Source organism: Sphingobacterium gobiense, assembly GCF_002980575.1.
Classification (GTDB): domain Bacteria; phylum Bacteroidota; class Bacteroidia; order Sphingobacteriales; family Sphingobacteriaceae; genus Sphingobacterium; species Sphingobacterium gobiense.
The window spans coordinates 460,078-472,471 of sequence record NZ_PVBS01000001.1; the positions used below are offsets into that span (position 1 = coordinate 460,078).

The following is a 12,394-nucleotide window of genomic DNA, read 5'->3' on the forward strand; positions in this document are numbered from 1 at the left end:
TTCAATTTGTCTGGCTGATTCTATTAACTAAATAACGCGCCGTGATACTTTTTTTTGACTTGACAATCTCGGTCGGCGGGCCTTGGGCAACAAGTTTGCCTCCATCGCTACCGCCTCCCGGACCTATGTCAATTACCCAGTCACTTTGTGCAATAACGTCCATGTCATGTTCAACAACAATAACGGTATTGCCAGCATCGACTAGCCTATTGAGTTGAATAAGCAGTTTTTTAACGTCCGAAGGGTGTAGGCCTGTAGTAGGTTCGTCAAGAATGTAAAGGGTATTCCCGGTTGACGCGCGCTGCAGCTCCGTTGCTAATTTAATTCTTTGTGCTTCTCCGCCGGACAATTCGGTAGCAGGTTGTCCTAACCTAAGATATCCTAGGCCCACTTGGCGTACGACGTCCAACGGTCGCTGAATCACGTCAATGTCGGCGAAAAAGCTGTATGCTTCATCGACAGTCATCTCCAGCACCTCCGCTATATTTTTATCCCTATAGGTGATGTCTAAAGTTTGCTCATTGTATCTCGAGCCATGGCAGATAGGGCAGCGGGAATATACGCTTGGTAAAAACATGAGTTCAACCATGATAAAACCTTCCCCTTTGCAGTTACCGCAGCGCCCAGTGGAAACGTTAAATGAGAACCTCCCAGGATCGTATTTACGTTTTTTTGAAAGCGGTGTGCCGGCAAACAAAGTCCTGATGTGATCGAACAAGCCGGTGTAGGTGGCAAGATTCGACCTTGGGGTGCGGCCTATGGGCTTCTGGTCGACCACAATTAATCGTTTGACCTTTCCACCTTTAAGCGCTAATGTGCCGGAACCAATCGCCGTTAACTCTTCTTCCAAGTGATCTTCCTGGCTGCCGAGATTATCGTTGAGTGGAGCATTGAGGTGTTTAGCTATTTGTTGGACTAAGGCCTGGCTTACCAAGGTGCTTTTTCCTGATCCAGAGACGCCGGTCACACTCGTGAAGACTCCTAGCGGAAATGATACGTCAAAGTCGATAAGGTTATTTTTGGTTAGCCCTGTCAACTCGATCCATCCATGTATCTTTCTGTTGAAGTGTGGAAACTTCCTTTTATTAAAGAGATATTTGGCCGTAACTGACGACGCTAAGCTTTTCAGACCCTCAGGAATTCCGCTGTAGAGTATGTTGCCTCCTTGTTCGCCTGCGTAAGGTCCTACGTCTACTATCCAATCAGCCTGTACAATTACATCGATGTCATGTTCGACAATAAATAAAGAATTGCCTGCAGACTTCAGACGATTCAGGGCACCCATCAGTGCTTGAGTATCCGCAGGATGCAATCCCGCCGAGGGCTCATCCAATACGTAGGTAACGCCGAATAGATTAGTATGTAGCTGGCTTGCCAACCGAAGGCGCTGAAGTTCACCTGCTGACAAGCTAGGGGCTGTCCTTTCAAGGGTGAGATGGCCTAGTCCGAGGTCCAGTATAGTGTTTAGTCTTCTACAGATATCTTCTCCTATCTGGGAAACTACGGTGTCATTGTCAGTGCCGGCCTCCATTTTTTTGCTTTCTGAAGAGAAAGAATGTGCATAGGGACTAAAAATTTTGTACAGATCTTTCATCGAAAGACGAGACATTTCTGTGATGTCAAGCCTCTCGAACTTGACGGACAACGATTCATTCTTCAATCTTTTACCGTCACAAATCGGACATTCGATACTCGTCAGATATCGCTCAGCACGTTTTTTCATAGCAGCGCTTTGGGAATTACGGAAAGTATGTAAGACGTATCTCTTAGCGCTTGTGAATGTTCCCATGTAATTCGGTTTAACATTGTTGGCAATAGCGTCCTGTACTTCTTTCGCATCCATTCTGGGATAAACAGGAACCTCAGGTTGCTCGTCCGTAAAAAGAATCCAGTTGCGGGTCTTTTCGGGCAAGTCTCTCCATGGTATATCGATATCGTACCCTAAGCTGATAAGGATGTCCTTTTGATTCTGCCCTGCCCATCCAGGAGGCCACGCTTGAATTGCTTTCTGGCGTATGGATAACGTGCTGTCAGGAACCATAAGCTCTTCTGTGACGTCAAATACCCGACCTAGCCCTTGACAGTGGGGGCAAGCTCCGGCGGGGTTATTGGGTGAAAACCCTTCGGCATATATAATTTTCCCGTTTGGCGGATAGTCGCCAGCTCTGGAATATAAAAGCCTTAAAAGATCAGAGAGATTGGTAATGCTTCCTACAGATGAGCGGATACTGCCAGCACCCCGTCGCTGTTGTAGGGCTACCGCGGGAGGCAAGCCGTCTATTCGATCCACATCGGGTGCTTCCAACTGATTTATGAGGCGTCTCGCGTATGGCGAAATGGATTCCATATATCGCCGCTGCGCTTCGGCGTATAATGTGCCAAATGCCAAAGATGATTTACCCGAACCGGAAATTCCCGTAAATACAACCATCGCATTCCTGGGAATTTCGACGTTCACATTTTTCAGGTTATGCGTTCGCGCCCCTTTAATTGTTACAAATCCTGACGCATTAAATTCCTGCTTATTCATCGTTATTTCAAACTTTTGTGTTTTTTCAATTGCACCGATCTATCAGCATCGACATGCGTTTATGTTAAATATCTTGTCCACGCTGGCTGGCGTATGCTATTGCCACAAAGGTATTGCGTTCATCCGAGATGGCTTAATGATAGACATCAATATTTATCAACATGTCGTTAGATCCGTCGTGTAACCATGTCAAGTGAATTTCTGTTGTCGTTTTGACAGTTCCCGAAGTGGACGACGTCACGCCCGCGGGTAAAAGATTAAGACAAATGTTAAAATACGTGAAAAGGCATTTTTTAATAAAGTATACAGTGACACCTCCGAACTATTCGCATGACCCCACCTACAGGGTAATATAGTAAAGGTTGTCCGGTTCTATTGTTTTAGAAAAAATTACTTATTTGTTGTGTGTGCAACTATACAGGCTGGCGAAGTATCTTTTTTTTTGGCTTAATTTTAGATATATCCATAAAACATTGTTATAGAACGATAGGGGCATGTGGTAAGTAGTAAAAAAATAGAAAACAACTTTCTGAAGAGATAATTCAGGAAAAATATTTACTACGTTCCTGTGTAAATGTTGTTTATACGACATGTGTTCTTTTTGGATACAAAATACACCTTTTGTCTATAGGAATGAGCAAAGAGTACAATGAAAAAGAGCAGAAAAGACACACAAATAGAAGCTGTGAAGGCTATTCTTGCAGGAGAGTTATTATTGGAAGAAGCCATGGAGAAATATGACGTTAGAGATAAACGGACAATTTTAAACTGGATGAAATCCATTTCGCCCTTAATCCAGAACAAGACTGAACCAGTCCCCGATGTTCACGAGTACGTGATAAAAGAGAACTCACTATTAAGAAGAGTGATCGGCCTGCAGGATCAATTGCGGGAGCTTGAAGAGAAAAACGCGCAGATCCTAGCGCAACGGAATGTCTTGATGGACAAGGTAACCCGGCTAGAGCTCAAACTACAAGTCCAAGACAACTACGAAACAACTTCGGACGTATAATTTCTATCGACGATCGTGGATGCCTTCTACTGCCGTATTTGGCAATACTGCGTTGAACAGGATACCTCTAGATATGTCCGATCTACCGTCATGAGCGATAATAGACTACTGTTACGGGTATGTTTGTGAATGTTAAAGCTGATCCTGGTACGCAAGTTTTCAAAGAGCTTTGGGGAAACTTTTTGATGGATTTTAATCAGTTTACTTTTTCCGACCCTGCCGAATCTACATACTTGGCTTGGTATGCTATGGCTGATGGTTTCGATGGCTTTTTGCGATGGGCCTTTAATTCCTGGGTGGAAAACCCGTTGCATGATTCCCGATTCAGGACTTGGCCCGCCGGAGATACATATAAAAGTTTTTATGACTTGCTTTCTACATTCTTGCTTGCTAAGGAACGGCTTTGTGAGTAACTTGGGGTATTCATTTTAAAAAATATTGTTCAAATTAGCATAACATGGCTAAACTATTCAGTCCACTATCAATTAAAGGAGTTACTTTAAAAAATAGAATCGTCGTTTCACCGATGTGTCAATATTCTGCCGTGGATGGCTTTGCCAATGACTGGCATTTGGTGCACCTCGGTAGCTTTGCGGTCGGTGGAGCCGCCCTAATTTTGATAGAAGCAACCGGTGTTTCGCCCGAGGCTCGGATATCAGTATCCGATCTGGGACTATGGAAAGACGAGCAGATAGAAAAGCTGGCGCAGATCAACGCATTTGTAAAACAGCAAGGGGCTGTTCCCGGCATCCAGTTGGCGCATGCAGGTCGAAAAGCCAGTACGATGGTTCCGTGGGAGGGTCGTGATGAAGTGAAGCCGGAGAACGGTGGTTGGCAGACCGTCGCTCCGTCAGCGATACCGTACGCCGGCAATTACCCAAAACCCTTAGCGTTGGATGCAGAAGGTATTCAAAAGGTAATTGCGGATTTTACAGCAGCGGCCGAGCGGGCATTAAAGGCGGGGTTTGAGGTGATTGAAATACACGCGTCGCATGGCTACCTGCTACATCAGTTTCTTTCGCCCCTGAGCAACCACCGTAGCGATGCATATGGTGGTAGTTTTGAAAATCGGATTCGGTTGTTACTAGAGGTGCTGGATGGTGTACAGTCGGTTTTACCGCGCGAAAAACCTTTGTTTGTACGTATGCCGGGTTCGGATTGGGCTGCAGGTGGATGGACGCCAGATGATGCCTCAGCACTCGCACAAATTTTAAAAGACAGAAGCGTAGACGTGATGGATGTGACCAGTGGTGGTGTGGTAAGCCATCAGAAAATAGCCGTTGGACCGGCTTATCAAACACCTTTTGCAGCAAAAGTAAAACGGGAAACGGGCGCATTGACGTCTACCGCCGGATTGATTACGAATGCGGTACAAGCAGAATCTATCTTAGTCAATGAGGAAGCGGATTTAATTATGGTCGCTCGGGAGTTTTTAAGAGATCCCCATTTTCCGCTAAGAGCAGCCCGCGATTTGAAAGTGCACATCGACTGGCCCGTGCAATATGAACGGGCGCAATGGTAGTGGAAAAACTTACAAACAAAATTAAGCCACTATGGTTTTTATTAGGTAAACCCTTAGATTAGTTGTATGAAAACTACGCTTCCCATAGCTAATGGTGTCGCTCTGATTATCACCATTTTTCTCAATTATTATGCTAATACAGGCATATTTAACGGCAATACTATGGGAACGGTGTCGGATAGATACGCTAATTTTTTCACGCCGGCTGGATACGCATTTTCGATCTGGGGGATTATTTACCTCGGATTATTAGGTTTCGTTATCTATACTGGGCGCAGTCTTTTCACAAAGAAGGAAACGGATCTTACTGTTTTTAAAATAGGGTGGCTTTTTGTGCTGAGTTGCCTAGCCAATGTACTCTGGGTTGTCGCATGGTTAAATGATTATTTTGGGCTTTCGGTAATCATTATGATCGCACTGTTTGCTTGCCTTTTGAGGATTATATTGGTAACACGGATGGAATTGGATCATCACCCGTTTAGAAAATATCTTTTTGTATTCTGGCCGTTCGCACTGTACGCGGGCTGGGTGTCTGTTGCGTTGATTGCCAATATTGCTGCTTGGCTCACAAAGATAAGCTGGGACGGCTGGGGCATTTCGGCGGTGACATGGACCGTTATTATGATAGGGGTGGCGGGCTTAGTCAATGTTTTTATGATCGTAACGCGTAATCTTCGTGAATATGGCTTAGTCGGCATCTGGGCCCTGATCGCGATTTCCGTGGCTAATAACACGGCTGATGGGAGTAGCACCGTGGTCTATGCGTGTTATATTGTCACGTTTGTTATCCTTATTTTTATCGTGCTCAATGCCATGAAAAACCGTAGGCTTTCAAAGGATGCTCTTCATTGATTCTATGCTTATCGCGGTAAGGATTGAGATCTTCGCCTGCGGTATCCTGTATTCGTATGTATAGATACGATACGTATGTTGCTGCCGGCAATGCCATAATCTTGTGGACCGATATGGACGTTATTTCCCTTGCTCTACTCGTTTTAATGCTTCGTCGTGTTTGGATCTAAACTTAAAGTTTTGAAAACCGTGATCTGTCGGTATATCCAATTCGAAGCTTTTCAGTTCCGAAATTTCGATTTTCAGGTTCTGGCCGTTGAAGTCTAACACGTGTCCGCCTTGTTTGGTGTCGGCAGAAAGAAAATGCAGATGAAAACCGCTTATCTGTATTCCTTGCAAATATTCTGGGAGATGATAACCAATCAATGTCCCTGCGGTGTTTTGGATGTCAAAAAATTGTTGTCTGTCTAAAATCGTGGAAAGTACGGGAAAAGGCTCTTTTTTCACGGGTGGAAACGCTCGTGTTTTCATTTTATTGAACTCGCCCGTGATTTTAATGGCGTACATGCCATTTACACTCGACAATTCGTTTTTTATAGCTTCCAATAGATCCGTTTGTTCAGTAGCATTATTAACATGGAATACGGTGTCTGCCTTGAAGAAAGTAACCGTGGAAAAAGCGGTTTTGTAAACGTCGTCTAATTGTACGGTTTCGCCTGAAGCCTTTGTCTGATATGCTTTTCCGTCAAGCATCGTCAGTTCGCCGTCCAACATATCAGGAGCACCGATGCCAAAATCGCCTTTTAGTTTTAAGTCTTTGATTGGTAACGTACCTTTGTAAAGACCACCGATAAAAGCCTCGATAACACCATAATTGTATAATATATTGTGTCTTGGTGCCGTGGTTTGTTGTGAAAAGCCGTTTAGACTAACGCAGATGAAGACTGCAGTCAGCATATTGCTTAATTTCATTTTTCTTATCGTATATATTTGATTATCATTTTTTCCAAAGCACCTTTGTCTTGTTTTATACCGCTGTATAGCCACCATCTATATTGTAGTAGCTACCATTAATGAATGTGGCTTCATCCGTGCTCAAAAACAGCGCTAGGTTAGCTACTTCTTCTGCTTTACCGAGCCTGCCAATCGGGTGTTTCGCTATTAAGGCATCCTTTTGCTCTGCAGGAAGAAGATCCAATAGAGGCGTATCAATATAGCCTGGGCCGATTGCATTGACTCTGATGTTCTGACTAGCATATTCCACACCAAAGTTACGCGTTAATCCCAGCACAGCATGTTTAGCAGTGGCATAACCCACCGAAGCCGGCACCGCTGTGATGCTGTGGATAGATCCCATATTGACAATGGCACCGCCACCATTTTTCAGCATTTGCTGTGTCGCGTATTTGCAGCCATAGAAGACGCCATTAAGGTTGATGTCGATAATGGTTTTCCAGTCTTCGATGCTCACGTCTGCACCCATAGCCTGCGTGCCGCCAATACCCGCGTTGTTGCATGCAATGTCCAACCGGCCGTATTGTTCGACGGTCCTTGTAACCAGGCGTTCTACATCTTCTGCTGATGCCGTATCTGCTTTTACAAAAATAGCATCACCGCCTTCTTTCTTGATAAGTTCAACCACCTCATTTCCGTGAGGTTCGTTGATATCTGAAACAACTACTTTAGCTCCTTCTTGTGCGTATAGCATTGCAATGGCTTTGCCGATGCCGGAACCGGCTCCCGTGACATAGGCCACTTTATCTTGTAACTTACTCATAGTGATTAATTTTTATTGATTAAATTTACGAAAATTTAAATAGGTGCGAGATTCTAATCTTCTTTTTCGGAAGTCTAGTTTCTTACTTCAACCTAAATTCGTCCTTCAACTTGCCGTTCAGGTCAAATGCTTTGTATATAAGCGAATCGTCATTGACGGTAATAATCTGATACATTTGCGTGTCGACGTAGGATACTTTACTGTCTACATAAGCCGATGAGTGAAAGGACGAATAGATGGGCGGCGCTTAGGTTTCCGTCAATATGCGGGCGGATCTGTTGCCGAAGCTCTCGTATGGCTTTTACCATGCGTGTTCTGATTGCATCGTTTCCGACCTGCCTGTAGAGACAAGTTCCCACCATCGTATAAACGTTGCTTGGACGATTTCTTCAGCCACATAAGTGCTGCCTGTTCTTTTTAGCACGAAGGCGTACAACATACGATGTTGTTGAGCGTATAAAGTTTCAAACCGACGTTCTAGCAGACTTCTAGTCATGATGTTCTCTGAATCGTATACGATATGACTACAAATTACCGGTTTTTACTATTAAGATAGCGTTAAATTTGACGAATTAGTAATGTTAACACTATGTCTTTTAAATTTTAAAATTGTTTTGTTTTTATCTAGAATAAATCTAAATTCGCATAATTTAAAATCAGTCTAAACAATTTTGATTTGTCATGCGAAAAATATTAATGGTTCTCTGCGTCCTAGCTCATACTGTTTTGTACGCGCAGCGAAAAGTGGAAGTTAAGGGTAAAGTTCTTTCCGCCGATAACGAACCTGCTATGGGGATTACGGTTAAAATAGACGGTTTCGAGAAAATTTCATTTACCGACCAAAATGGGAATTACACATTTAACGGAATCGATACGGGAAGGTATGTTTTAGTTGTTTCGGCTGTGGGGATAAAGCCACAGTCACGCCAAATTTATATACGACCGGGTGGAACAGTAGTCCCCACAATTTATTTATCGGAAAACAGATCTGCGTTGGAGGAAATAAATATTTATGGCGTATCGAATAAATACAGTAAGAAAAGCAGTCCTTATGTGGCTAAGATGCCCCTGCGTAACTTGGAAAATCCACAATCGTATGCCGTTGTTACCAAAGAGCTGTTGCAGAGCCAGGTGAATACCAGTTTTGATAATGCTTTGGCGAACGTTTCTGGTGTGGATCAGTTGTGGGGTGCCACCGGCCGCCCCGGGGATGGGGCTTCCTATTATACATTGCGTGGCTTTACATCACAGGCTGCTATGGTGAACGGGGTGGTTAGTATCGCGAGTACAAGCCCGGATCCGGCAAATCTAGAGATGATTGAGGTTATCAAGGGCCCCTCCGGTTCTCTGTATGGTGGTGCCGCGATTGGTTTTGGTGGTTTGATCAATAACGTAACAAAAAAGCCATTGGATACGATCGGCGGACGTATAAACTATATTTTTGGCTCGTTTGATCAACATCGGGTAACGGCTGATGTGTACGGTCCACTATCAAAAGACCGCAAACTTTTGGGACGCGTGAATGCGGCTTTTACTAATACGGGTACTTTTCAAGATGCAGGATTCAATCGATCTTTTTTCATCGCTCCGTCGTTGATGTACAAGGCGAATGACCGGCTGGATATTCAGCTTGATGCGGAAATTTATCAAAATAAAGCAACAAATCCCTTAATGGTGTTTCTAAACCGCCGTAGGGAGCTTTTCGCCCGTACACCCACGGAACTCGAATTTGATTTTGATAAATCGTACACACATAATGATGTCACGTTTAAGAACCCAATGGCCAATATACGTGGAAATGCTGTGTATCGGATGAATGATCAGTGGACTTCTAATACAACGGTAAGCTTCAACCAACGGAAATCGGATGGATACTTTCAGTATGTGATGTTTTTGCAACCAGACAATGACACCTTGATCGATCGCTTTGCGGCGGATCAGGACTATGTAGCAAAAGTGGTGAACGCGCAACAAAACTTTGTGGGAGACTATAAGATAGGGGCTATGCGCAACCGCACATTGATTGGCGTAGACTACCTTTTTCAGCAGGCGGAAACCCATAATTCCCCATACGTTCTGGTAGACCGGATAAATACCGCTTATGATGATCCTAATTATTATACGTTCAACGCAGCGAAAATAGACGCGGCAATCGCGGCGTCTAATGGTGCGGAAACAAATAACCGTAGCCGTAATGGGGTTTTTGGAGCATATGTATCCAATGTGCTAGATGTAACACCATCGCTGCATGTGCACTTGGCGTTGCGTATGGATTATTTCGATAATAAGGGAACCTATGATTTTGATGCCGACACCACACGCGGAGCCTATAGCCAGACGGCGTTTTCACCTAGGGCCGGGCTCGTATATGAGCTTGTGAAAGACCGGATGTCAATCTTTGGAAATTATCAGAACGGATTTAAGAATGTAGCACCTATCGTACAATCGCTGCCAGACATTTCTGGCGATTTTAAACCCCAACAGGCGGAACAATGGGAAGCGGGTGTTAAGCTGAACCTATTTAATAACCTTATGGTGCTGACTGCAAGCTACTATGATATTTCCGTTAGTAACATAACAAGGCCAGAATCAATTGAACGTGACGGGCAATTCTATAATATTACGGTACAAGACGGTACAAGGTTGAGCAGGGGTGTTGAATTTGATTTGACCACTGCTCCCATGGAGGGATTGGATATCATTCTTACCTATAGCAATAACAGCAGTAAATTGACCAAAGCTGATGCCAATGTAAATAACCTGCGCCCAACGGAAGCTGGACCGAGGAATTTATTCAATGTGTGGGCTAGCTATACCGCACACCGAGGTTTGTTGAACGGTGTCGGTATCGGCGCGGGAGTTAACCACGCAAGTGAGAATTTGATTACCAATAGCGTACCCACAGGTGCGTTCATAATACCTGCTTATACATTGGTCAATGCGAGCTTATCTTATACCTATAGGAATTATGAGCTGGCAGTAAAAGCTAATAATTTGACTGATAGAACGTATTATAAAGGATGGTCTACGGTAAATCCCATGATGTCTCGAAATATTCTCGGAAGTATCGCTTATCGGTTTTAAAATCCATAAATGCGCAAATTACTAATCAGGGCAGTGGCATTATTTCGGTATTTTTCCGTGGATAAGAAAAAGTGCTTGGGTGCACTAGGATCCAATACAGTAGCGTCTAGCACTTTATGCTCGTCGATATAGACTTGCATACGGCTACCATCTACGGACACCGATACATGCATGATTGCGTTAGCATAGTTACTCAATGGAAACTCAATCCTGCTTTTATTATTGTTATTATTACTGGTTGTATTGATGGTTTCGTAGTAGTATTGTAAACTGGTGTACACATTTGTTTCATTCGACGTTCCGTAGATATACTTTCGTGTACTGTTGTTCTTGGAAAATCCGAAATCGATTGACCGTAGATCACTTGCTTGATCTGCGCGTGTCAGTAAATCAAACTCAAGCGTGAATTTTTGAGGTAGATGTAATAAAGTATCTAGCTGGTATGAAGCTTGGTCGGCGAGTTTTAACCATTTTCCGGCAACACCCTTGATCTCTACTACGGAGCCGGTACTGTTCGTTTGCCAATATTTTGCCATACGGCCAGGAATATCATCATCTAATCGATCTTCAAAGATGAGGACATTACCCGCTAAGAACGGCTCAGATTTAGTCTGGATATCAAATGTTCCGGAAGTGTTTGCTGCCCCAGTATTCCCGGCGTTAGGCTGTTGTCCCTGATCTTTACTATTTAAAAGATCGTCAACCGACTTTTCAATCTTATTTTCCATCTTACGCTGTACCTTCTTCAAAAGTTGTGCATGGCTACTGAGCGTAATACTTAATATAGAAACTAGAATAAGGACCTTTTTCATAAATTTTCTTTAGTGCAACTAATGTACTATTATTTAGAAAGAAAAGCGAGCGCGTGGGATCGTGCTTAAGGATTCGCCTCTAGGTTTTGAGGATTTGAGCCTTCTAGGGTCGACCGAGGTACTTGATGATTTCTGCGCGACGGCTTTGTGCGACGGGTAAACTTTCTTGATTTCGGATAACGAGTTGGTTCGTCTTCTTGGTGAATGATGTGATGTATAGCTGGTTTACAAGATAGCTTTGGTGAATACGTAAGAAACCGAAATCGCGTAGCCTGTCATGGTAGTGTTTTAGTGGTTGCGAAATTAGGAGTATTCGGCCATCGGTTAAATGGAAGTTACAATAGTTGTTGTCTGCCGACAGGTATAGAATTTCGCCGAGAGGTAAAATATGGGTCGTTTTTTGGCTTTTGAGTACTAAGCGCTGTGCCTCATTATCTTTCTGTTGTAGGTTTTGCAGTGCTTGTTCTAGTTCGAGTTTTCGAAATTCATCGTTGATCGATTGCAGTACCCGATCGATTGCCGTCTGGAGGTCTGTCGGCGAAAAGGGTTTAACTACAAAATCTAACGCATTGAAGCGAAATGCCTTGGCGGCATAAGTCGAATAGGCAGTTATAAAGATGATCCGGAACGGACAGGTCGTTCCGTCGAAAATACGTTTCAACCAATCAAAAGAATTCCCGTCCGGAAGATTGATGTCTAATATACAAAAATCAATTTTTGTGGAATGAAGGTGTTGCTCAGCTTCCGCAATTTGGTAGCAGGAAATCATGTTGATTTTTGGATGCATGTCCGAGATGATAGCTTTCATCATCGCCATCGTAAAGTGATCATCTTCCAGAAGCAGACAGGTCATGTTCGGTTTCAT

At 43.7% G+C, this 12,394-nt stretch carries 11 protein-coding genes; 5 read left to right on the plus strand and 6 right to left on the minus strand.

Annotation, left to right across the window (positions count from 1 at the left end; all coding sequences use genetic code 11):
* Nucleotide 1: 1 nt before the first annotated feature.
* A complete protein-coding gene (gene uvrA / locus C5749_RS02035; protein WP_105722549.1) occupies nt 2-2,530 on the minus strand; it encodes an excinuclease ABC subunit UvrA in 2,529 nt (842 codons plus the stop codon).
* A 649-nt stretch (nt 2,531-3,179) separates the two neighbouring features.
* On the opposite strand from uvrA, the gene C5749_RS02040 reads away from it, so the two are divergent.
* From C5749_RS02040 to C5749_RS02055, 4 genes are all read left to right on the plus strand, one after another.
* Nucleotides 3,180-3,542 carry a hypothetical protein gene (locus tag C5749_RS02040; RefSeq protein ID WP_105722551.1) on the plus strand — a complete coding sequence of 121 codons (363 nt, stop codon included), beginning with the start codon at nt 3,180-3,182 and terminating at the stop codon, nt 3,540-3,542.
* Between the two features lie 119 nt (nt 3,543-3,661).
* A complete protein-coding gene (locus C5749_RS02045) occupies nt 3,662-3,955 on the plus strand; it encodes a glycoside hydrolase domain-containing protein (RefSeq protein ID WP_219847879.1) in 294 nt (97 codons plus the stop codon).
* A gap of 44 nt (nt 3,956-3,999) precedes the next feature.
* Nucleotides 4,000-5,064, plus strand: coding sequence for an NADH:flavin oxidoreductase/NADH oxidase (locus tag C5749_RS02050; RefSeq protein ID WP_105722552.1), 1,065 nt, complete (start codon nt 4,000-4,002; stop codon nt 5,062-5,064).
* Nucleotides 5,065-5,130: 66 nt separating this feature from the next.
* Nucleotides 5,131-5,916: a tryptophan-rich sensory protein gene (locus C5749_RS02055; protein ID WP_105722554.1), complete on the plus strand. Its 786-nt coding sequence runs from the start codon at nt 5,131-5,133 to the stop codon at nt 5,914-5,916.
* Between the two features lie 120 nt (nt 5,917-6,036).
* Here the strand turns inward: C5749_RS02055 and budA are convergent, their stop codons facing one another.
* The 3 genes from budA to C5749_RS02070 all read right to left on the minus strand — a co-directional run bounded on the left by budA (nt 6,037) and on the right by C5749_RS02070 (nt 8,129).
* Nucleotides 6,037-6,828, minus strand: a complete 792-nt coding sequence (budA, locus tag C5749_RS02060) for an acetolactate decarboxylase (protein ID WP_219847880.1) — start codon at nt 6,826-6,828, stop codon at nt 6,037-6,039.
* A gap of 55 nt (nt 6,829-6,883) precedes the next feature.
* On the minus strand, nt 6,884-7,633 hold the full coding sequence (locus C5749_RS02065; protein WP_105722556.1) for an SDR family NAD(P)-dependent oxidoreductase: 750 nt from the start codon (nt 7,631-7,633) through the stop codon (nt 6,884-6,886).
* A gap of 301 nt (nt 7,634-7,934) precedes the next feature.
* On the minus strand, nt 7,935-8,129 hold the full coding sequence (locus tag C5749_RS02070; protein WP_105722558.1) for an RNA polymerase sigma factor: 195 nt from the start codon (nt 8,127-8,129) through the stop codon (nt 7,935-7,937).
* A gap of 185 nt (nt 8,130-8,314) precedes the next feature.
* Between C5749_RS02070 and C5749_RS02075 the strand changes: the two genes are divergently transcribed.
* Nucleotides 8,315-10,717 (plus strand): TonB-dependent receptor, encoded by a 2,403-nt coding sequence (locus C5749_RS02075; protein WP_105722560.1) that lies wholly within the window; start codon nt 8,315-8,317, stop codon nt 10,715-10,717.
* On the opposite strand, the gene C5749_RS02080 is transcribed toward C5749_RS02075, so the two are convergent.
* Both C5749_RS02080 and C5749_RS02085 read right to left on the minus strand, forming a co-directional pair.
* Nucleotides 10,714-11,529, minus strand: coding sequence for a hypothetical protein (locus tag C5749_RS02080; protein WP_105722562.1), 816 nt, complete (start codon nt 11,527-11,529; stop codon nt 10,714-10,716). The two genes, C5749_RS02075 and C5749_RS02080, sit on opposite strands and share 4 nt — an antisense overlap.
* A 103-nt stretch (nt 11,530-11,632) precedes the next feature.
* Nucleotides 11,633-12,394 (minus strand): LytR/AlgR family response regulator transcription factor, encoded by a 762-nt coding sequence (locus tag C5749_RS02085; RefSeq protein ID WP_105722564.1) that lies wholly within the window; start codon nt 12,392-12,394, stop codon nt 11,633-11,635.

Excerpts from the sequence above, each read along its gene's own strand:
- C5749_RS02050 (WP_105722552.1), top strand. The coding sequence starts at position 4,000 with ATGGCTAAACTATTCAGTCCACTATCAATTAAAGGAGTTACTTTAAAA.
- C5749_RS02075 (WP_105722560.1), top strand. The coding sequence starts at position 8,315 with ATGCGAAAAATATTAATGGTTCTCTGCGTCCTAGCTCATACTGTTTTG.
- C5749_RS02055 (WP_105722554.1), top strand. The coding sequence starts at position 5,131 with ATGAAAACTACGCTTCCCATAGCTAATGGTGTCGCTCTGATTATCACC.
- C5749_RS02080 (WP_105722562.1), bottom strand. The coding sequence starts at position 11,529 with ATGAAAAAGGTCCTTATTCTAGTTTCTATATTAAGTATTACGCTCAGT.
- C5749_RS02070 (WP_105722558.1), bottom strand. The coding sequence starts at position 8,129 with ATGACTAGAAGTCTGCTAGAACGTCGGTTTGAAACTTTATACGCTCAA.
- C5749_RS02065 (WP_105722556.1), bottom strand. The coding sequence starts at position 7,633 with ATGAGTAAGTTACAAGATAAAGTGGCCTATGTCACGGGAGCCGGTTCC.
- C5749_RS02040 (WP_105722551.1), top strand. The coding sequence starts at position 3,180 with ATGAAAAAGAGCAGAAAAGACACACAAATAGAAGCTGTGAAGGCTATT.
- C5749_RS02085 (WP_105722564.1), bottom strand. The coding sequence starts at position 12,394 with ATGAAACCGAACATGACCTGTCTGCTTCTGGAAGATGATCACTTTACG.
- C5749_RS02045 (WP_219847879.1), top strand. The coding sequence starts at position 3,662 with ATGTTTGTGAATGTTAAAGCTGATCCTGGTACGCAAGTTTTCAAAGAG.
- budA (WP_219847880.1), bottom strand. The coding sequence starts at position 6,828 with ATGAAATTAAGCAATATGCTGACTGCAGTCTTCATCTGCGTTAGTCTA.
- uvrA (WP_105722549.1), bottom strand. The coding sequence starts at position 2,530 with ATGAATAAGCAGGAATTTAATGCGTCAGGATTTGTAACAATTAAAGGG.